Here is a 22,462-nt window from a genome sequence, read left to right as displayed (position 1 = left end):
GTGAGTAAATGGACGCACTCTCGCAGTTGTGTTATTTGCACGGTATTGGTTATGAGTTTACTAAATACACGGGCGAGCAGGTTATATTTAGCGAAGACACGCGCAAACGTGCCTTACAATGTTGTGGTGTGAATACGGATGATGAGCAGCAAATTACAGAGCTTAATTATCAATTAGATGTTGCGCCTTGGTTAGAGTTAGCACCCGATACCAGCTTAATTAATTTAACTGATAACCTTTTTTATATTCGCATCGACGAGCGTCAACTAGACTTACCTTTAGTTATTACATTATCACAGCTCAACGTCACTTTTGAGCATGCGAACTTACACAATTTGTCCATTACTGGTGATTACTATGCACACGGCGTGCGCTACATTGAAGTAGCAGTACCCATAGGAGCGATTCCGGTAGGTTACCATCAGGCGCAGGTTAGTGTAGGAGAGCAAAGCAAAGAGGTTCAATTGTGGGCCACCCCAGAAAAAGTTTTTCAAGTAGATGACACTAAGCGCACTGGGCTTTCGCTGCAGTTGTACACAGTTAAAAACAAAGCAGGCCTAGGTGTAGGGGATTTTAATGATTTACTAGAACTATGTGATTTATGTGCACAACAGCACATGGACTACATATTACTTAACCCATTACATTTGTTATTTGCCCAGCAAAGTGAGCGAGCCAGTCCCTATAGCCCTAATAGCCGTGCTTTGTTAAACCCTTTATATATATCTGTTGAATTATCAGCTGATGCTAAAAACAATCCGCAGTTAAATGCTTTGTTACACAGTGATGAGGTAAAAGCGCTTTTAAAAAGCAATGAACAGTTTATCAATTATGAAAAAGTAAGTGCAGTTAAATATGCATTATTTAAAGCGCTATTTAGTCATTTCGAAGCACATGGCAGCGCTTCTCGGCGCGATGAGTTTGCAAAGTTTTGCGAACAAAACGCCCAGACCCTAACTACGCTCAATTCAGCCAATCCTACTTTTGATTACTACCTACAATGGCAAGCAAAATTACAATTAAGCCATTGTCAGCAGCGTTGCTTAAACAAAGGCATGGCAATAGGTTTAATTAATGACCTTGCTGTTGGTTGCGCAGGGGACGGTGTTGAATATCAATCTCAGCAATCACTTTTTAGTAATAACGCGAATGTTGGAGCACCACCAGATCCTTGGGCGCAATCGGGGCAAAATTGGGGGTTACCTGCACTCAACCCGCAACAATTAAAAAACGATAACTTTGCATTTTACCGTTCACTTATTCGTTCAAATATGCAAAACGTTGGGGGTTTACGCATTGATCATGTCATGGCTCTTAGGCGCTTGTGGTGGTGCTTTGAAAATAACAATACTCAGGATGGTTGTTATGTGTATTACCCTTTTGAATACTTACTGGCAATTCTAAAAATAGAGTCTCATCTGCACCAGTGTATTGTGATAGGCGAAGACTTAGGTATTGTCCCACCTGAGGTCAAACATGCACTGGCTGTAAGCGGTATTTATTCAAATAGTTTATTTTATTTTGAAAAACAACACGATGGAGAATTTTTACCATTAAAACAACTTCCTAAGCATTGTTTAATTATGATAGCCAATCATGATGTACCGCCATTTTGCGGCTGGTGGCAAGCAGATGATTTAGATATTAAACGTCAGCATCAGCTTATTGATGCTCAGCAATATCAACAACTATTGCAAGAACGACAACAAGAAAAACAACGATTACTGCGATTTTTAAGCTTTCACAGTGTAAAACAGCTTAATGAAACAAGCGATGCCATGGATGTTTACGCAGATCTTGCCAAAGCGCTTGCACACAGTGATAGTCGTTTATTTGCCCTTCAACTTGATGATCTAGATAAACAAACGTACCCAGTAAATATACCCGGTACTGATACGCAATATCCCAACTGGCGCCGTGTTTTAACTCATACAAGCGAAGAAATTTTTCAAAATAATGCCAGTATCTTAGCGGCCGTTAATTCAATAAGGAAAGAACATGAGTAGTCTAACACCGAAGGGCTCATCGCACAGTCACTACGATGCACAGTTAAATGCACTTCAAAACGGCCGTTTTAAAGACCCTTTTAGTTTTTTAGGGCCGCATGCGCATAATAATGGTTACGAAATTCGCGTGTTTTTACCCGCCGCTAAAAATGTGACGCTTAATATTGCAGGTAATGAGTTTGCAGCTACACGCTATAACAATAGCGATCTATTTATTGCCACATTGGATAACTTGCCTGTTGGGCCTTACAAATGCAATGTTGAATATGCAGATACCACAGTGTGTTTTTATGATGAATATAGCTTTGCGAGTAGCCTTGACGTTGATGCTATGTATTTATTCAATGAAGGTACTTTAGAACATGCACACAAACACTTGGGCGCGCACTTTATTAACCAGCAAGGTATTGATGGCGTGCGTTTTTGTGTATGGGCCCCTAACGCGGCCAGTGTATCGGTTATAGGTGAATTTAATGTATGGCAAGCAAGTCGTCATTATATGCGTTTTCATCCTGCATTTGGTGTGTGGGAGCTTTTTATTCCAGCACTTCAACCAAATACTTGCTACAAATTTTCTATTGTGACACAGCAAGGCGATGTGCTTGAAAAAGCAGATCCATTTGCCTTTAAAATGCAGCAAGCGCCAGGAACAGCTAGCATATTACAGCGGCAAACTTCAGGCATTACACTCAGTGACTATGCGCTTAAAAATCGCAAAAAGCGAAACCACATAGATGCACCCATAAGTGTTTATGAAGTCCATTTAGGATCATGGCAAAGGGCCGAGGAAAACCGCTATTTAAGTTACACCGAACTTGCCCATAAACTTGTTAATTACACACTTGAGATGGGTTTTACCCATATTCAATTAATGCCCATAAGTGAGTACCCGTTCGACGGTTCATGGGGTTACCAGCCAGTGGGGTTATTTGCACCAACGAGCCGTTTTGGCGATTACGCTAGTTTTAAATATTTTATTGAACAATGTCACAAAGCAAATTTAGGGGTGCTCATCGATTGGGTCCCTGGCCATTTTCCTAGTGATCCGCACGGGTTACATCATTTTGATGGCACACATTTATTTGAGCATGCTGATATTCGACAAGGGTTTCATCCTGACTGGAATACCTACATTTATAATTACGATCGTCCCGAGGTTAAAAGCTTTTTAATTTCTAATGCCATGTATTGGTTAGAGCAATTTGCGCTTGATGGTCTTCGTGTAGATGCGGTTGCTTCAATGCTTTACCTTGATTACAGCCGTAAAGAAGGGCAGTGGGTTGCCAATTGCTACGGTGGACGAGAAAACCTAGGCGCTATTGAGTGCTTAAAGCAGGTAAATTTACGTAGTTATAAAAATAATCCAGGCATAATGATGGTAGCCGAAGAGTCCACAGCGTGGCCTGGTGTTACGCAAAGTGTTGAACATGATGGTTTAGGCTTTGGTTATAAATGGAATATGGGCTGGATGAATGACAGCCTTCATTACATGCAACATGATCCTCTTTATAGGCAACATCATCACCACGAAATGACCTTCTCTATGGTCTATGCATTTAGTGAAAATTACATTTTACCGCTGAGTCATGATGAGGTTGTTCATGGTAAAGGCTCGTTAATTGAAAAAATGCCTGGCGATGATTGGCAAAAATTTGCCAATTTACGTGCTTATTACGCATTTATGTGGGCGCACCCAGGTAAAAAACTATTGTTTATGGGCGGTGAAATAGCACAGCGAAAAGAGTGGGATCACAACCACTCTCTTGATTGGCACTTGCTAGAGCATAAAAGCCACCGCGGTATACAAAACACTGTACAAGCGCTTAATACTGTTTATAAAAAGTCGCCTGCACTGTATGAACTCGACTCAAGCCCTGCGGGTTTTAAATGGATAGATAACAACAATAACGAGCAAAGTTTATTTAGCTTTGTTCGTTATGCAAAAAATATCCACGACTTTATTGTAGTCATTGCAAACTTTACGCCTGTCTCTTATCAAAACTATGAAGTTGGGGTTCCCGCAGCGGGTAAATACAAGGTTATTTTAAACACCGATGATGACACTTTTTTTGGCTCAGGCATTAAAGTAACAGCCAACAAAAGCGCTATTGTTAGTAGTGTAGAGGCAAGCGCTCATGGCTTTTCGCACAGCATTAAAATTGCAGTGGGCGGGTTAACGACTATTTATTTACAAAAGGTTGAAGATGAGTAATCGATTTGAGGTTTCACATGGGCAACCACAGCCACTTGGCGCAACTATTAGCATTGGCGGCGTTAACTTTAGCTTGTACGCACCTAAAGCAACACAAGCTTATGTGTGCTTATTTGATAAAAGCGGGCACTCTGAAATATTAAAAGTAACCATGCATATCAACGAAGGCGGTATATGGACAGCCCATGTTGCGCCACTTGGTGAAGGCGTTTTGTATGGTTACCGGGTTGAGGGGGAGTACAGTCCTGAAAAAGGATTATTGTTTAACGAGCACAAACTACTTATTGACCCGTATGCAAAAGACTTATTTGGCGAGTTTACATGGAGCGAGCGCCATTACGGGCAAATGCCAATTGGTACTAAAAGTACTGTTAATAATGCCATTGATATACCTAAGTCGAGGGTTATTAATAGCCAGCCTTATAAACATAAAAAGCCAAACCATAGTTGGTGTAATACCGTTATTTATGAGTGTCATGTAAAAGGTACCACATACCGACACCCTAATATTCCTAAAAATTTGCAAGGCAAGTTTTTAGGTTTAAGCCATCCTAGTTTTATTGAGCATTTGCATAATTTGGGGGTTACCACACTAGAGCTACTCCCTGTACATGCTTTTATAAGTGAGCAGTTTTTAACAGCAAAAGGACTACAAAACTACTGGGGTTACAACACACTTAACTTTTTTACTCCACATAAAGATTATTTGGTTAATGATGATATTAATGAATTTAAACAAATGGTCAGCGAGCTTCATAAAGCGGATATAGAGGTTATTTTAGATGTTGTTTATAACCACACCGCAGAAGCTGGTGTGGATGGGCCTATTTTATCGTTAAGAGGGTTAGACAACCTTGCATATTACCGTACCGTTACCGACAAACCTCAGGTATACATTAACGATACCGGTTGCGGTAACACCATTAATATTGATCACCCTAAAACCTTAAAACTTGTGCTGGATAGCTTGCGTTATTGGGTACAAGTAATGGGAGTAGACGGGTTTAGGTTTGATTTAGCCACGATTTTAGGACGAAATGCACATGGTTTTAATACCGCTCATGCGTTTTTTCAGGCCATTGAACAAGACCCTATTTTAAGCCGAGTAAAGCTCATCAGTGAGCCTTGGGATATAGGCCCAGGCGGTTACCAGCTGGGCGCATTTCCAGCTCCTTGGCGTGAGTGGAATGATCAATACCGCGATGTAATACGCCGGTTTTGGCAAAGTGAAGAAGGTGTTATTGCAAATGTGGCAAAGCGGATTCATGGCTCATTTGATATTTTTGAGCACAGCCAGCGCGGGCCACTCAATAGCATTAACTTTATTACCAGCCACGATGGTTTTACGCTTGCCGATTTGGTGAGTTATGAGCATAAACATAATGAAGCAAATGGCGAGCAAAACCGAGATGGTCACAGTGCTAATCACTCAACTAATTGCGGTGTTGAAGGGTTTACTAATGATGCCAAAATTATTGCCCTAAGGTTGCAGCAGCAAAAAAACTTTTTACTTACGCTTTTGCTCTCAAAAGGAGTACCTATGATTGCCTCAGGCAGTGAAATGGGCCACTCACAAGGGGGCAATAATAATGCGTATTGTCAAAATAACCGCACCAGTTGGTTAGCATGGAAAGACTCGCAGCTAAATCATTCCTTAACTCGATTTATTGATGATGCATTAAAAATAAGACGCGGCCACAGTGCGTTTAAACACAGCGTGTTTTCAGAGGATATTGATGAGCGCTTTACGGTTAAATGGTTTACCGAGCAGGGCGTAAAAATGACCGATGCGCATTGGCACGAGTCAAGCCGACAACTTTTAATATACAGCTTGTTAGATAAGCAAAATAAACACGCCTTACTAATCATTTTAAATGCCAGTAAAAAAACAGTTTTTTGTAAGTTACCCCCATCGCCTATAGCAGCGCAGTGGGACATGGTTTTATCAAGTGTACATAACGCCTCGTTAAGCAGTAAAGAGGATGAAATAGTCGAAATCTCAGCACAAAGTAGCTGGGTTTTTAGTGCAAATTTAGAGGACGTAGGTCATGTCTAAGCAAGACGAAAATGTGTGTGTGGTAAAAGGGTGGCAAGAAGGCCCTGTAATTGATGAAAGCACCTTAAAAGACGATTTAACTCGGCACTTTTATTACAGTTTAGGGCGTGACAAAGTGGGTGAGTCACAGTTGTATTTATATCATGCCTTGGCGCTTACTATTCGTGACCGACTTGTTGCACGTTGCAGAGAAACCAAACAACAAATCAAGCAAGAAAAACGCCGTAAAACCGCTTACCTATCATTAGAGTTTTTAATGGGGCGAGCACTTGGTAATGCCATTTTAAACCTCGACTTAGACGAGCAAGTCTCCAGTGCATTGCAAGAATATTGCACAACAATAGAAACCGTAGCCCAAGCAGAGCACGATGCCGGGCTTGGTAATGGTGGTCTTGGCCGTTTAGCCGCTTGCTTTTTAGATAGTTGTGCAAGCCTTGCGCTTCCTGTGGTTGGCTACGGTATTCGCTACGAATACGGTATGTTTAACCAATCATTAAAAAATGGCCACCAAGTTGAGCAACCCGATAACTGGCTACGTGAGGGGCATCCGTGGGAGCTTGCCGCACCAGAGCAATCACAACGTGTGAAGTTTTTTGGGCACGTACAAAGCTATACCGATAAGCATGGCCGAGAGCACCGCCAATGGGTTGGTTGTCACGATGTATTGGCTGTGCCGTATGACGTGCCTATTCCTGGTTATAAAAACGATATTGTAAATACGCTAAGGTTATGGAAATCAGAAGCGACTGACGAATTTAACTTAACCGAGTTTAATGCGGGGAGTTATTCAGAAGCCGTCGCACAAAAAAACCTAGCAGAGCAAATCACAATGGTGCTTTACCCAAATGACAGTAGTGAAAATGGTAAAGAGCTTAGATTGCGCCAACAGTACTTTTTATCATCAGCGAGCATTCAAGATATCGTATCGCAATGGGTTGAACAGTACGGCGAAGATTTTAGTGACTTTGCTGCACATCATGTATTTCAATTAAACGATACGCACCCAAGCATTGCCGTGGCAGAGCTGATGCGCATTTTAGTTGATGACTACCAGCTTGATTGGGATAACGCGTGGGAAATTACAACCAGCACAATGGCTTACACTAACCACACTCTATTGCCAGAGGCATTAGAAAAATGGTCAGTGCCGCTTTTTGCAAAACTACTGCCGCGAATTTTAGAAATTATTTATGAAATAAACGCTCGCTTTTTAGCGCAAGTGGCTCAGCATTGGCCGGGTGATGTAACTAAACAGCGTGCGCTGTCGTTAATTGAAGAAGGCGACGTGCCGCAAATACGCATGGCGTATTTAGCTATTGTGGGTAGCTATTCGGTAAATGGTGTGGCCGCACTACATACCCAACTTTTAAAAGAAGGGCTATTTAAAACCTTTTATGAGCTTTGGCCTAACAAGTTTAATAATAAAACCAACGGGGTTACCCCAAGGCGTTGGTTAGCACACTGTAATCCTGCCTTAAGCAAACTAATTACAGAAAAAATTGGCTCAAACTGGGTTAGCGATTTTGCAAATATAAGCCAATTACGCCGATACTTTGACGACAGGGCGTTTCATCAGCAATGGCAAAATGTTAAACGCGAAAACAAACAACGTCTCGTCGATTTAGTAAAAGCGCGCTGCGGTGTTGATTTTGATGTAGAGATGATGTTTGACGTACAAGTTAAACGTATTCACGAATACAAACGCCAGCTACTCAATATACTGCACGTTATTCACTTATATGACCGAATACGCCGAGGCGATACTACAAACTTAGTACCGCGCTGTGTTCTGCTAGGGGGGAAAGCTGCCCCTGGTTACTACATGGCTAAAAAAATAATTAAGCTCATTAATAACGTCGCTGAGGTTATTAATAAAGACCCACTTGCAGCACCTTATTTACGCGTTGCGTTTTTGCCAAATTATAATGTAACCGCAATGGAAACTATTTGCCCTGCAACCGATTTATCAGAGCAAGTCTCGACCGCTGGTAAAGAAGCTTCAGGCACTGGCAACATGAAGTTTATGATGAATGGTGCGCTTACTATTGGTACGTTAGATGGGGCTAATATTGAAATTAGAGACGCTGTTGGCGCTGATAATTTCTTTTTGTTTGGTGCGCAAGCTCATCAAATTGATGATATTAAATCGCGTTATAACCCTTGTCATTTAATAGCGCAAAACAGCGACCTAAGCCCCGTAATGCAGTTACTCGAAAGCGGGCAATTTAACCTGTTTGAGCCTAATTTATTTGACGACATTATTAATGCTATTAAAAGCCCTCACGATCCGTGGTTGGTTGCACATGACTTTGAAAGTTATGTGGCAGCGCAAAAACAGGTTGAGGCTGCGTATCAAGACCAAACGCATTGGACGCAAATGAGTATTTTAAATACGGCCGCAAGTGGCGTATTTTCAAGTGATAGAACCATAAGCCAATATAGTGAAGATATTTGGCACCTAACCCCTCTAACTATTAGTGAAACAGACTTAAACACAACTACGAGCCATGCCACTAAGAGCACAGACTAAACGGAGAGAGTATTATGCCTAGTTATGCAAATCGTTATATAAGTAATTTAACTCGAGATACGTACGCGTTAATACTAGCTGGTGGACGCGGCTCACGCTTACACGAGTTGACAGATTGGCGCGCAAAGCCCGCAGTTTATTTTGGTGGTAAGCACCGTATTATTGATTTTCCTTTATCTAATTGTATTAATTCAGGGGTGAGGCGTGTAGGCATAGCAACACAATATAAATCGCACTCTTTAATTCGCCATGTTAATCGCGCATGGGGCCATTTTAAAAAAGAATTAGGTGAGTCGGTTGAAATATTACCCGCATCTCAGCGTAATGGTGATGAGTGGTATTGCGGGACTGCCGATGCGGTTTTTCAAAACATGGATATTATTCGCCACGAACTGCCAAAATATGTAATGATTTTGTCAGGCGATCACGTTTATAGAATGGATTACGGCGCTCTATTAGCCGAGCATGTGCAAAAAGGTGCCGATATGACCGTATGTTGCCTTGAAGTACCTGTTGAAGAGGCCGCAGATACCTTTGGAGTTATGACGGTTGATGAAAAAAATAGGGTATGCCGTTTTGATGAAAAACCTTCCATTCCAAGCTCTGTCCCTGGTAAGCCAGGGACTTGCTTAGCCTCTATGGGCAATTATGTGTTTAATACCGAGTTTTTATTTGAGCAGTTAAAAAAAGATGCCGAAAATGAAGGCTCTGGCCGCGACTTTGGGCACGATATTATTCCGGCAATCATTGAAGAGCACAGTGTGTATGCGTTTCCGTTTAGAGATCCCATGCAAGAAGGGCAACCTTATTGGCGTGATGTAGGCACCTTAGACTCATTCTGGGAAGCCAACATGGAATTGGTAATGCCCGAGCCACAGCTAGATTTATACGATCCAACGTGGCCTATTTGGACCTACCAAGAACAGCTGCCACCGGCTAAGTTTATTTTTGATGATGAAGATAGACGCGGTATGGCGGTAGACTCTACGGTATCGGGAGGGTGTATTGTATCGGGCTCAGTAGTTAGAAAATCACTGCTGTTTTCTAACGTGCATGTGCGTTCATTTTGCGAAATAGAGCAATCGGTTATTTTACCCGGCGCTGTTATTAATCGTCATTGTAAAATTAAGCGAGCCATAATTGATCGAAGCTGTGAACTACCCGCGGGGCTTGAAATTGGCTACGATAGAAAAGCCGATGAAGAAAATGGCTTTAGGGTGTCTAAAAAAGGCATAGTCCTTGTGACCCGTGATATGCTCACAGAGCTTGCTAAAAAGCTTGAACGTCAAGCACACGAAAATAAAAAGTTCGCTTAAAATTGGATGCGAATAACAATGGTTAAGGAAGTAGTAAATAAATGCATGTATTAATGGTTGCCGCAGAAAACGATGCTTTACCAAACGCTAAAGTGGGCGGGGTAGCAGATGTAGTCAGAGATGCCCCAAAAGCACTAGCCGCACAAGGCGTGAGTGTAGATGTTGTTATTCCTGATTATGGGTTTGAGCAACTGCAACGTGAATATATAGGTGATGTCACTGTTATATTTAGAGCGCAGCCACAGGTATTATCTTTATTTAAAATAAGTGATGACAACACACACATTAATCAATTTGTTATTTCGCACCCACTGTTTAGCCAATCGGGTTCAGTGTATTGCAATGACGAACCCGGGCGACCTTTTGCAACAGATGCAAGCAAATATGCATTATTTAGTGCCGCAATATGTGAAGTGTTACTACAAGGGTTATTAAAGCGCCCTCAAGCACTGCACTTACACGATTGGCACAGCGCGTGTGTTGCCGTGTTATTAAAATTTGATAAACGCTACGATACGCTTGCTAATTTACATATTGCCTACACAGTACATAATTTAGCACTGCAAGGGATCAGGCCTTTTAAACACGACGACTCGAGTTTAGAGGCCTGGTTTCCTTCGTTAGGTTATAACGGGCAACATTTGTGTGACCCTCGTTACCCACACTGCTTTAACCCTATGCGCAGCGCTATTAATTTGGCAGATAAAGTGCATTTAGTCTCACCTACTTACAGTACTGAGGTACTTAAACCAAGTAATTATCAGCAAGGTTTTTTTGGTGGAGAAGGTTTAGAACTTGATTTACAAAATCAATCGGCTCAAGGCAAGGTGGTGGGAATTTTAAATGGCTGTGAATATCCTGAGCAAAACCCTGAGCAGGTTACTTTATCGCTTTTGTATGAGCGTATTGAACAGACCTTATTTAACTGGATGGCAAAACATGAGCAGCTGGAAACCAGCTACTATGTTGCGCATCAGCGCATGCTGCAGTTTAAAAACACGCCAATAGACGGGCCCCTAGTAACAAGTGTTGGCAGGCTGACCGAGCAAAAGGTGCTATTACTTTGCAAGCAGTATGGAAGCGGATTAGCGCTTGATAAAGTGTGTGAAATAATTAATCGTTTTAGTGGCCGTCTTATTATTTTAGGCTCTGGTGACAAAGCCCTTGAAAGTATTTTTACTAAGGCCATGGCACGCAATGCAAACTTGTTGTTTTTAAAAGGTTATGGGCAAGGTATTGGCGATAGCCTATATGAGCTTGGGGATTTATTTTTAATGCCAAGCTCGTTTGAACCTTGCGGAATTAGTCAAATGCTTGCTATGCGCGCAGGGCAACCGTGTTTAGTTCACAGTGTTGGCGGTTTAAAAGACACCGTAAGCCACAACAACAATGGCTTTGCATTTTCTGGCGGCTCGTTGGGTGAGCAAGTTGATGGGTTAATGACCTGCTTAACGCAAACCCTCACGCTAAAACAGCAAAATCCTAAGCAATGGAGTAACATTACAGCTAATGCTAAAGGCGCACGTTTTTCGTGGGAAACGGTCGCTACTGATTATATTTCGAGCATGTATTGCTAAATTTTTACATTTAAACCCATCTAAAGTGACTTTTATCCCTGATTACGCTATTAATTACTTAGTTGGAGAGTAAAAATCAAAAGTAGGTAATGTGTCTGTATTTGTTGCAAGGCAAGCAATATTCAATCGTAAGCAAAATGTAGTTGCTTACGAGCTTTTATTTCGTAATAGTGCTGAAAACTTTTTTCCAGCTATAGAAGAAGGTCAAGCCACTGCCCGCCTAATAATGGAAAACCAGCTTAACCTGGGCACACGCCATATTACGTCAGGCAAAACAGCGCTGATAAATATAGGCCCAGATTCTTTAAAGCAAAATCTGTGCGAATTTTTACCCTGTAAAGATGTGGTCATTGAGTTGTTAGAAACCATTGAACCCACCGACGATAACTATCAGCTTTGCAGAGACCTTTTTCATAAAAACTATAAACTCGCATTAGATGACTTTGTTTATAGCGAGCAATGGGAGCGTTTTTTAAAGTTTATTAAGCTAGTAAAGTTTGATATTGCGCAAACGCCTTTGTCAGATATTGCTGATATTGTCGATAAGCTAAAGCAGTATAAAAAAATAAAGATATTAGCCGAAAAAATAGAAACCCAAGCCGATTATCACCAAGCATATAAAATGGGATTTGATTACTTTCAAGGCTACTTTTTTGCCAAGCCCACAATGCACAAACAGCAAGACATTGATTATAACTATGCCTTAGTGGTGGCTATTTACGCGCAAGTAATGAAGGCAAACCCCGATATAAAGCAAATTACTGCGCTCTTTGAAGCTGATGCCGCCTTGGCTTATAAGCTTATGCGGCTAATTAATAGTGGTGTTTTTCCAATTCAGAGTAAAATATCATCCATTAAGCAAGCGTTAGTGTATTTAGGGCATGAGCGTTTAAAAAAGTTTGTCAGTTTAATTGTTACCGCGCACACCGCGGGTAAAAAGCCGGCAGAATTAATGCAAGTGTGTGTAGTTAGAGCACGCTTTTGTGAGCTATTAGCAGGGCGGGTGTCTAAATCTCTTAACGGGGAAGCATTTTTAACAGGGCTTTTTTCGTTACTAGATGCAATACTTGATCAGCCAATGAGTTTACTTGTTGAAAAGCTACCTTTTCCTGATGAAATTAAAGCAGCCTTATTAGATGAGAAAAACACCCTATATTATATTTTAAATGTTGTTAAAGCCTACGAAACAGGTAGCTGGTGGACAGTAGAAAAAGCCGTTATATTACTTAATGTCAAAAGTGATGTGCTGCCAGGGTTATATAATCAAGCCGTAGATTGGGCAGATAATTATAAAAAGAATAGTTAAAGGAAAATAGCCGCTTATTATGCGAAATTATAATATGGATTTTATTCGTGGCATTGCTGTGCTTTGCTTGGTGTATATGAATGGTTATGGATTTGGTTTAATAGATTACGTGTATGTCCCTTTATCGACACCTCCTTTTAGTGATTCCGTTATTCATGCCTTTAGTACGTTTCTTGTTGATGGGCGTTTTAGAACTCTTTTTAGCCTATTGTTTGGCGCTGGGCTTTATATTCAATGGCAAAAATTTAAATCATCAGCGCCTTTAAAAGCGCGACTGCATTGGCTAATTATTTTTGGTCTGGCTCATGGTTTTTTACTGTGGGCTGGCGACATTTTATTTTTATACGGCGTATCGGGCTGGTTTGCCCTTAAATACCTACAAAGTAATAATCAACTACTTGTAAAAAGGGCGGGGGAGTTTCTTTTAATTGGTTGTGTAGCCACAGCGTTGGTACTTTTTAGTGTACCAGATGAGGTGATTTACCGTGATTCGCCGCAGTATACAGACTTATATAGCCCTCATTATGTTGATTATTTTTTTAATAACCTAAGTATGAATATATTCATGCTGGTTGCTGTGCCGGTCATGCTCATGTGGCTGTGTGTGGGGCTAATGCTGATAGGCATCTATTTATTTAAAAATGAGGTTTTTAGTAAAGGTTTAACCAAACCCCATCTTATTGTTTGTATAGCTGGCGCTTTCATTTTTTCAGGCATGAGGCTCTATGCGTCAAAGTTTACTGGGGGAGCAGGTTACGCCATACAAGAGTTTATAAATACCTTTGCCGCATTGTTCATGGCTATATTGTATATCCACCTTATTGTTAGATTTTGTAGAAATCGTGCCTATGTGGGCCGGCTTATTCAGCAAGCTGGGCGCTTAGCCTTTACTTTATATATTTGCCAAACACTTATGCAGCTGCTGCTTTATAAAGTGCTGTATCCACAGTGGGTATTAAGTTTTAACAGGCTAGACTACTGGATAGTCGCTACGTGTTTAGTTGTAGTACAGCTCTTATTTACAGCGCTCCATAGTCGCTATTATGAGCAAGGGCCGCTGGAATATGTTTGGCGTAGGTTAACCAAAGCTAAAATTGCAAAAATTAATGCGTAAAGGTTTAAATTAGGGGCGAAAAATAATGGCATGTAGTTTACACTAGTCGCCTTTAAAATTAGGACCATTGAGTGCCATGACCGAATTAAAACGTTTAAATAAATTTATTAGTGAAACCGGGTTTTGCTCACGCCGTGAAGCCGATAAATATATTGAGCAAGGTCGTGTAACGGTTAATGGTAATACCCCTGAAATGGGCGTAAAGGTGGCCGATACCGATACTGTGTTGGTGGATGGTAAACCGCTGCGCGAAAAACCAAAGCGTGTGTATATTGCGTATAATAAGCCCGTTGGGATTACGTGTACCACCGAGAGTAAAATTCAAAGCAATATTGTCAAAGCTGTTAATTATCCCACCCGTATATTTCCTATCGGCCGATTAGACAGACCCTCAGAAGGATTAATTTTTTTAACTAACGAAGGCGATATCGTTAATAAAATTTTGCGAGCGGGTAATAATCACGAAAAAGAATACGTGGTGACAGTTGATAAACCGCTCAATCGCCAATTTGTAACTAAAATGGCCAGCGGTATTCCTATTTTAGATACCATTACAAAAAAATGTAAAGTGACGCAAACAGCCCCGCAAGAGTTTAAAATTGTACTCACGCAGGGTTTAAACCGCCAGATTCGCCGTATGTGTGAATACCTAGGTTATGAAGTGGTGACCCTCAAGCGTACGCGTATTATGAATGTAACGTTAAAGGGGCTGAAGGTTGGCCAATGGCGACATTTAACTGACGTAGAAATGGCGCAAATTAACGACTCAATTGCCGACTCAGGTAAAACCCAAGAGCACTCAGTTGATACTAATAAGAAAAATGCCAATAGCAAAGGTGAGCCTAAAAAGCGTAATTTTCAGGGTGAAAACCCTCGTGCATTTAATAATGAGCGGGGGACTCGCACTCAAAGAAGTAACCCCCCCTTTCAAAAGCGTTCAACCACCTATGTAGGTAAAGGGGGCGTAGTTAAAAATACTCAAGGCGATAGCAAAAACGCAAACAACAAAAAGTCATCAAACGGTAAATCGCGCTTGTCTGGTACATTAAGTTTAAAAAAATAACGTACCTACCACTGTATTTGATGCACAACATACCCGAGTGGGCTTTTAACGCCCACGATGTTTATTTTTTCATTTTTTAACCGTTTTAGTTTTTGCTTATCTAAATACCATCTAAAAGAGCGTTTTCTATAAGTTTGTAAATCAAGCACAAGCAGTTTTGCGCAGCTGTATTCGTAATCACGCGGGCAGGCCTCTACAGCCAGTAGCTGGTACTCTTGCTGCCAGCTATTCTCGCTATAATAATAAGTCCAAAGCTTTATAGAAATACAAAAACTATAAATAAACTAAAACCGGTATAAACAAAATACCCAGCCAGCCCCTAAGCTTTCCATCGTGCTAGGGCCTGTTGACCTTTCAGGATTAAAATTTGTTCAAACTAGGGGCGGTTTAATCGTGGCGCGAGGTTTGTAACCTAGTGGACTAAGTAAAAACTGAGCAACAAAGAGTAAATTGCCCCTAGGCAGAACCCTCCGGGCAGCGCATGTTTGGCATTTATTCCACGTTATCGCCTATTTATGGGGAATAACCACACTACATAGGCTCTGCCTTGCCTAAATGCCAAACACACTGCTGCAAATTTAACCTCGAAAGATAAACAGGCCCTACATAATCTTTAAAATTTGCTTTAAAGGTTCTACATTCGTTGTACTTTTTGTACCCGTACATACCTGCTGCAATGCTTAGCACAACTGATAGAGCAGGCAGCAGCGTGTGGGTTAAAAAATCATATACAGCATTAGCTATAAATGGCGGGTCTAGGTTTTCATCCCAAGCAATAAATAATATGGGGGGGAATACTAAACTTGTGGTAATGATGAGTCGAAAAAGTTGCTTTGCTGTCATTTAGCGTTTTTGTAATTAAACACAGCGTCAATATAAAGTAAATAAAGCCCTAAATAAATAGCCAAAGAGAATACATATATAACTTAGTATTAGTGCGAGGGTGCTTATTAAGTCTATTTTTAACCTTGGTTAGTATAATAAAAAACGCAGCTACTTTGAGATAGCTGCGTTTTAAACGTTGGCTTTAGTTTTTAATTACGTTCTCGGCTCGTAGTCTATTCTAAACACCACAGTGTAAAGCACAGGTACAACAATAAGCGTAAGTATGGTTGCAAAGCCTAAACCAAACATAATCGTTACCGCCATTGACTGGAAGAACACGTCAAATAACAGCGGGATCATACCCAAAATGGTGGTAATAGCGGCCATGGCAACAGGGCGTACACGGCTAACGCCCGATTCAAATACAGCTTGATAAGGCGATTTACCATCGCGAAGCTCAAGGTTTATTTGATCAACCAACACAATACCGTTTTTAATTAGCATTCCGCTTAAACTCAGTAATCCAAGTAGCGCCATAAAGCTAAATGGTGCATTCATTATTAACATGCCTGCACTCACACCAATAATGGCAAGTGGCACTGTAGCCCAAATAACTAAAGGCTGTTTAAGTGAATTGAACAGCAGTACGGTTACCGCAAACATTGCTAAATAACCTAGCGGTAATGAGCCAAAAATAGCAGCTTGTGCATCCGACGACGACTCATATTCGCCACCCCATTCTAATGTGTAGCCACGCGGCAGCTCAATTGCTTCTACCGGGCCGCGTACACGTGCAAATAACTTAGCGGCAGTTTCATCACCTAACACATCATGATCAGCCATAACCGTAATGGTGCGCTTTCTGTCGCGGCGCATAATTAGGCTGTCTTCCCATTCAACAACAAATTCATCAACCACTTGTGTTACAGGCACAAATACCCCCAGTACTGGGCTGTATATTTGCAAGTCGTGAACGCTTTCTACGTTTAGGCGCTCATTTGCAGGTGAGCGGGCAATAATAGGCAGCAGTTGCGTACCATCACGATATACGCCCACTTGCTTACCCGATAGGCTAGTTAGCAATACATCATCAAGATCCGATTTACTGATACCCAAGCGACGTGCTTTTTGTTCGTTAAATTGTGGGCGAATCATTTTAGTACGTGCGCGCCAATCATCGCGAATATTATATGCACCGTCGTCTTGCGCTATTACTTCTTCAGCTTTTGCGGCAAGTTTACGTAGCACAACAGGATCAGGGCCTGTAAAGCGGGCCTCAATTTTAGCATCGGTACTGGGGCCAATTTCCATTGGCTTAATTTTTAACTCAGCTGAGAGAGGTGTATTTTTCGAGTACTCTCGCACTTTTTGCATAACAACAGCTACCGCTTCACGGTTTTTAACCCGAATAATAAGCTGCCCGTATGACGAGTACGACTTTTGCGGTGCATAAGTGAGCATAAAGCGTGGCGCACCTTGGCCTGTAGTACTGGTTATTTCTTCTACTAGCTCTTCTTTTTGCAAATAGTTTTCTAGCTTTTTGATCCCCTCGAGCGTTGCACGTATATCGGAGCCCTGTTGCTGCCAATAGTCAACGTAAAACATAGGGGTGTTTGATGCAGGGAAAAACGATTGTTTAACCGCACCAAAACCCACCACAGCCGAGCATAACAGCACAAGCATAAGCACAAGTGTGGTTTTACGATAATGCATACACTTATCTAGTAGTGCTTTGTAGCCGGTAAAAATAAAGCCTTGGTATGGGTCGTCATCTTCCTCTTTGCTCTCAGCATTTTTAGCTTTTTTAAACTCATCTTGTTTAAACATTAAATTTGCAAAAAATGGGGTTAGCGTAATGGCGGTGATCCAGCTTAATAACAGCGATATAAACAACACCCAAAATAAGCTACCCGCAAATTCACCGGTGGCATCCGAGCTTAAGCCAATAGGGGCAAACGCCGTAATACCAATAACTGTAGCGCCTAGTAGCGGCCATTTGGTTTGCTCTACAATATTAACTGCCGCTTTTAATTTAGTTTGGCCACGCTTTAAATTTATTAATATGCCTTCGGTGACTACAATGGCGTTATCTACCAGCATACCAAGGGCAATAATCAGCGCACCCAAAGAAATACGTTGCAGGTCTATGGCAAACAACTTCATAAATATAAAGGTGCCTAGAACGGTTAGTAATAAAATCCCGCCAATTAAAATACCGCTTTTTAATCCCATAAAAATCAGTAGTACCACTATTACAATGGCAATAGCCTCTACCAAGCTAACAATAAAGCCATCTACCGATTTTTCTACCTCTTTAGGTTGGTTATATACCGATTTAACATCAATGCCGTGTGGTCGTTGATACTCAAGCTCTGCTAAGTGCTCGTCAATACGTTTACCTACATCAACTACGTTCACGCTATTCATAAACGAAACGCCAATTAAAAGTGCTTGCTCTGAGTTGTAGCGAATAACATTGTTGGGTACTTCTGCGTATTCTCTAAATACTTTGGCTACATCACCAAGGTAAATAAGCTCGCTAGCACCGGGTTTTGATATAAGTAGGGTTTCGAGCTCTTTAACATCTTTAAATTCGCCGGTTGGGTGAAAGCGTATAGACTCATCACCCACTCTAATTTTACCTGCATTAGAGACTGTATTTTGCGATTGCAGTAAACCAAAAATATGGCTTGGGGCAATACCGAGCTGCGCTAATTTACGGGTAGACACTTCAACCATCACTTGTGGTTGTTGCTCGCCTGCAATGGTTACTTTACTCACACCTTTAACCAGTACGAGTTCACGCTTTAAGTAATCGGTGTAATCTTTAAGTTCATCATAAGAGTAACCATCGCCGGTAACCGCATACATAACGCCGTATACATCGCCAAAGTCATCTAAAATAGTGCTCGGGTAAACACCACTTGGGAGTGAAGGCGCTAAATCGTTTATTTTACGGCGCATTTCATCCCAAATTTGGCGCAGCTGATCTTTGCGGTAGGTGCTTTTCATTTCTACCGATATTTGCGACTTACCATTTGACGAAATAGAGGTTACAAAATCAACGTAAGGGAGTTGCTGAATTGCGTTTTCGATAGGAAAGGTGACTTCTTCCTCTACTTGTTGTGGTGACGCCCCAGGATACATAGTAATAACCATGGCGGTTTTAAGCGTAAATTCTGGGTCTTCTAGTTGGCCTAAATCAAAGTACGACACACTCCCGCCAATTAACAGCAGTAGTGCAAACATCCAGCTAATTACTTTTTTCTCAATAGAGAGTTGCGCAAAGCTCATAATTATAAGCCTCGCTCTTTATTCCATGGGCGTACTTTCATGCCTTCATCTAATGAATGCACGCCAGCAGAAACGACAATTTGCCCTTCTTTAACACCGCTCAATACTTCAATGCCGTCGCGGTGAACTTGGCCAACTTTAACGGCTTGTTTATTAACAACGCCGGTTTCGGGGTTGTATATCCACACATAGGCGTTATCTGTAATACTCTCTTTCGCTTCCGAAAAAACCGACTCTACAGGTAAAATAGTATAAGCCACTTGTGAGCTGGTTACTTTTGATAAATCGATAAATACACGGCCCGTCATACCTGCAAGTAAGTTAAAGTCTTTAGGTACTGGCAACGAAAAAACAACTTTGTAGGTGAGTGTGGTTGGGTCGGCCTGCGTATCCCACTCTTTTAAATCTAAGGTGTATTCTTTGTTAGTAAAACCATCAAACACAACGGTTGGGTGGTAGTCGCTGCCTTTTTTGATACGCGCTATTATTTTTTCAGGCACTTGGATCTCAACATCCATTAAATCGCGTGTTTCTAAGCGTAATATGTTTTGCTTGGCTTGAATGTTTTCAAAGTTTTTAACAAATACTTTGGCTACGGTCCCTGCAAATGGGGCGCGTAGTTCGCTGTATTCTAGGTTGGTTTCGGCAATTTTAAAGGCAGACTCTGCCACTTGCATATTAGCCAACGCTTCATCGTATTCTGATTGACTGGCGATTCTTTTCTCGTATAGTTGCTCAATACGACTAAGTTGCGATTTAGCAAGTTCATAACGGGCTTTTCTATCATCGTACTGTAATTGAAAGTCTTCTGGGTCGAGCTTTGCTAAAAGCTGCCCTTTTTTAACTTCTTCACCTGCTAAAACCGGAAACTCTACCAACTCACCGTTGACTCTAAATGCTAAGTACGAGCCTTGGTTTGCAACCACCTCAGCAGGAAAACTGCGCACATTTGTTTGCGAATCATGTCCTATATTAAATAACTTAACAGGCCTAATGGGCTCTTCTTTTACTTGCTGCTCTGGCTCAGAACAGGCCATTAAAGTAAGTAAAGTCGTAGTAAGTATACATAGACGAAAGAGTTTCATGTCTTCTCCGTGGCAATGATGGGCAAAATAATTAAGTGCAGGATACGCCGCAACCATATAAAATAAAATTCATTAAATTTTAGAAACAGTATAAGTTTTATTTATGATCTTGTTGAGCGCAGTATGAAGCTGAATCAATTACAAATTTTAGATGCCATTGTGCAAAGTGCAAGTTTAAGTGGTGCAGCGCAAAAACTACATAAATCTCAGCCTGCGCTTACCTTAGCAATTAAAAACTTAGAGGCAAAAATTGGCTTTGAATTACTCGATAGAACGAAGTACCGATTACAGTTAACTGAAAAGGGGCGTGTTTTTCACCGCGAAGCACAACAATTATTGCATGCAAATGATGAGCTCGCGCAGCTTGCCAAAGAGCTTGCACTGGGTAACGAGCCTCAATATCGAATTTGCTACGAGCAAATTTGCCATAAAGACAGTTATAACGAGATCATAAGTAATACTTTTAGATTATTTAAGCGTACAGAGTTTAATTTAACCAGTGGCAAACGCTTTGTTTCTTTAGAGCAAGTAAATAGCGGTCAAGTAGAGCTAGGCATAGGCCCTTGGTTTGATTTATTCCATGCAACAGGGCATCTAGAAAGTTTGCCTATTGGTAAACTAAATATTGGTATTATTGCATCTACTAATAAATACCCTAAGCACATGACCTTTAACGAGCTACAAAATTACCCGTGTTTGGCCATGTTTGAAAGTGACTTAAGCATAGACAGCGACAAGCTTTCTTACTCAAAAGGTTCTGCCTTAATGAAGATTGACGATGTAACCAATTTAAAGTCGTTTTTGCTTGCTGGTGCCGGCTGGGCAATGATGAATATAGACTATTGCGCCCCTGAAATAGAAGCCGGGCTGTTACAGCAAATACATATAAACGACAGAGAAGATGAGTTTGGTATAGAAGTACGTGCATTTAGGCGTGATGCAATACACCATGGCCCTGTTGCGCGCTCTATTTGGGAGCAATTTAAAGTACTTAGTGAGGCGTACGTTAATGAGCGCTGATATCGATAAAGAAACCCTCATTTACACCATTATTGCAAATATACCTGCAGGTTTTGTGGCAAGTTACGGGCAAGTAGCCACGCTTGCAGGTTTCCCGCAAAATTCACGATTAGTAGGGCGATTATTAAAAGTGATGCCAAACGACTCGGTAATACCTTGGCACAGAGTGGTAAACAGTCAAGGAAAAATATCATTTCCCGAAGGCAGTGATAAATACCAAGAACAACGCCAAAAACTGTTATCTGAAGGGGTTAGTTTTAAAAATAATAAAGTAAATATGCGCGAGTACAGGTGGGAGTGATAAGACCACTACGGGCAGATTAATGCCAATGTAGGTCGGGTAAGCCAAGCGCCACCCAACACAGTTAAATACCAAGCCAATTATTACTAATGTTTTATGATTTCGAGTTGCTAGAAAGTGCCAGGAGCTTGCTATCAGCCGTAACTCGTTTCTGCGCCTAAAGAAGTTAGGGTAAATTCTTTGATGGTTACTTTGAGCAATCAGGAGATGGTTCAAGTCGTTTAATGCTATTTGCTCTATTCTACAAAGCGAATGTTCTGCTAGCGCATTTTTTCGCCTGATAATATTAAATGGGCTTACAACACAATTTGCTCCTTGTTGTAAAACATGGGTGTAAATCTGTGTGGTTTTGACATCAGAATGACCTAATTGTGCTTGAACCGTGCGAATATCGGCGCCACTTTGCAATAGGTGCGTTGCAAATGAATGGCGCAAGGTATGTGGTGTTATTATTTTTGTTAATCCTGATTTTTGCACGGCTTTTTTTATTTCTTTTCTTATACACGAGTGTTGAAAGTGATGTCGTCTTATTTCACCACTTTGGGGATCTTTACTTAATATATGAGAAGGAAATAAATACTGCCACGCAAGCGACTTAGCAGCTGAAGGATATTTTTTTTGTTAAAGCATAAGGCATCCATACGCCAGGAAATAAGCACGACACCCACCCTAATTTTTGCAGTTTGGCTAACTGAGTACTAGGCTTATGTCAGTATGAAAAACAAGCAGGGCGTCTTATGGCAATTGCAAGAAAGCG

14 protein-coding genes and 1 pseudogene are annotated in these 22,462 nt (G+C 41.2%); 11 read left to right on the top strand and 4 right to left on the bottom strand.

Going from position 1 to position 22,462, the window contains the following annotated elements; translation table 11 throughout:
• The first annotated feature begins 8 nt into the window (after positions 1-8).
• From malQ to rluF, 9 genes are all read left to right on the top strand, one after another.
• Positions 9-2,006, top strand: a complete 1,998-nt coding sequence (gene malQ, locus AABI99_RS06345; RefSeq protein ID WP_338364555.1) for a 4-alpha-glucanotransferase — start codon at positions 9-11, stop codon at positions 2,004-2,006.
• Positions 1,999-4,218, top strand: coding sequence for a 1,4-alpha-glucan branching protein GlgB (gene glgB, locus AABI99_RS06340; protein ID WP_338364553.1), 2,220 nt, complete (start codon positions 1,999-2,001; stop codon positions 4,216-4,218). The genes malQ and glgB overlap by 8 nt, the downstream gene beginning before the upstream one ends.
• Complete coding sequence (gene glgX, locus AABI99_RS06335; RefSeq protein ID WP_338364551.1) at positions 4,211-6,274, top strand: glycogen debranching protein GlgX; 2,064 nt, start codon at positions 4,211-4,213, stop codon at positions 6,272-6,274. The genes glgB and glgX overlap by 8 nt, the downstream gene beginning before the upstream one ends.
• Positions 6,267-8,804 (top strand): glycogen/starch/alpha-glucan phosphorylase, encoded by a 2,538-nt coding sequence (locus AABI99_RS06330; protein WP_338364549.1) that lies wholly within the window; start codon positions 6,267-6,269, stop codon positions 8,802-8,804. The genes glgX and AABI99_RS06330 overlap by 8 nt, the downstream gene beginning before the upstream one ends.
• Positions 8,805-8,818: 14 nt before the next feature.
• Positions 8,819-10,120, top strand: a complete 1,302-nt coding sequence (gene glgC / locus AABI99_RS06325) for a glucose-1-phosphate adenylyltransferase (RefSeq protein ID WP_338364547.1) — start codon at positions 8,819-8,821, stop codon at positions 10,118-10,120.
• A gap of 41 nt (positions 10,121-10,161) precedes the next feature.
• Positions 10,162-11,697 (top strand): glycogen/starch synthase, encoded by a 1,536-nt coding sequence (locus AABI99_RS06320; RefSeq protein WP_338364546.1) that lies wholly within the window; start codon positions 10,162-10,164, stop codon positions 11,695-11,697.
• Positions 11,698-11,788: 91 nt separating this feature from the next.
• Positions 11,789-13,003 carry an HDOD domain-containing protein gene (locus AABI99_RS06315; protein WP_338364544.1) on the top strand — a complete coding sequence of 405 codons (1,215 nt, stop codon included), beginning with the start codon at positions 11,789-11,791 and terminating at the stop codon, positions 13,001-13,003.
• 34 nt (positions 13,004-13,037) lie between these two features.
• Positions 13,038-14,117, top strand: coding sequence for a DUF418 domain-containing protein (locus tag AABI99_RS06310; RefSeq protein ID WP_338364608.1), 1,080 nt, complete (start codon positions 13,038-13,040; stop codon positions 14,115-14,117).
• Between the two features lie 76 nt (positions 14,118-14,193).
• A complete protein-coding gene (gene rluF / locus AABI99_RS06305; RefSeq protein ID WP_338364542.1) occupies positions 14,194-15,180 on the top strand; it encodes a 23S rRNA pseudouridine(2604) synthase RluF in 987 nt (328 codons plus the stop codon).
• A gap of 531 nt (positions 15,181-15,711) precedes the next feature.
• Here rluF and AABI99_RS06300 read toward each other — a convergent pair.
• The 3 genes from AABI99_RS06300 to AABI99_RS06290 all read right to left on the bottom strand — a co-directional run bounded on the left by AABI99_RS06300 (position 15,712) and on the right by AABI99_RS06290 (position 20,384).
• On the bottom strand, positions 15,712-16,023 hold the full coding sequence (locus AABI99_RS06300; protein WP_338364540.1) for a hypothetical protein: 312 nt from the start codon (positions 16,021-16,023) through the stop codon (positions 15,712-15,714).
• Positions 16,024-16,218: 195 nt separating this feature from the next.
• Positions 16,219-19,299: an efflux RND transporter permease subunit gene (locus AABI99_RS06295; RefSeq protein ID WP_338364538.1), complete on the bottom strand. Its 3,081-nt coding sequence runs from the start codon at positions 19,297-19,299 to the stop codon at positions 16,219-16,221.
• Between the two features lie 2 nt (positions 19,300-19,301).
• Positions 19,302-20,384 carry an efflux RND transporter periplasmic adaptor subunit gene (locus AABI99_RS06290; RefSeq protein ID WP_338364536.1) on the bottom strand — a complete coding sequence of 361 codons (1,083 nt, stop codon included), beginning with the start codon at positions 20,382-20,384 and terminating at the stop codon, positions 19,302-19,304.
• 123 nt (positions 20,385-20,507) lie between these two features.
• Here AABI99_RS06290 and AABI99_RS06285 point away from each other — a divergent pair, with 123 nt between their 5' ends.
• Complete coding sequence (locus AABI99_RS06285; RefSeq protein ID WP_338364534.1) at positions 20,508-21,404, top strand: LysR family transcriptional regulator; 897 nt, start codon at positions 20,508-20,510, stop codon at positions 21,402-21,404.
• Positions 21,394-21,705 (top strand): MGMT family protein, encoded by a 312-nt coding sequence (locus tag AABI99_RS06280; protein ID WP_338364532.1) that lies wholly within the window; start codon positions 21,394-21,396, stop codon positions 21,703-21,705. The genes AABI99_RS06285 and AABI99_RS06280 overlap by 11 nt, the downstream gene beginning before the upstream one ends.
• Positions 21,706-21,996: 291 nt before the next feature.
• On the opposite strand, the pseudogene AABI99_RS06275 reads toward AABI99_RS06280, so the two are convergent.
• Positions 21,997-22,357: pseudogene (locus AABI99_RS06275) on the bottom strand (tyrosine-type recombinase/integrase); the annotation flags it as partial.
• Between the last annotated feature and the right edge of the window lie 105 nt (positions 22,358-22,462).

The organism is uncultured Pseudoalteromonas sp., assembly GCF_963922945.1.
Classification (GTDB): domain Bacteria; phylum Pseudomonadota; class Gammaproteobacteria; order Enterobacterales; family Alteromonadaceae; genus Pseudoalteromonas.
Note: the sequence above shows the minus strand (reverse complement) of the source record. Positions and strands in the feature narration are given on the sequence as shown.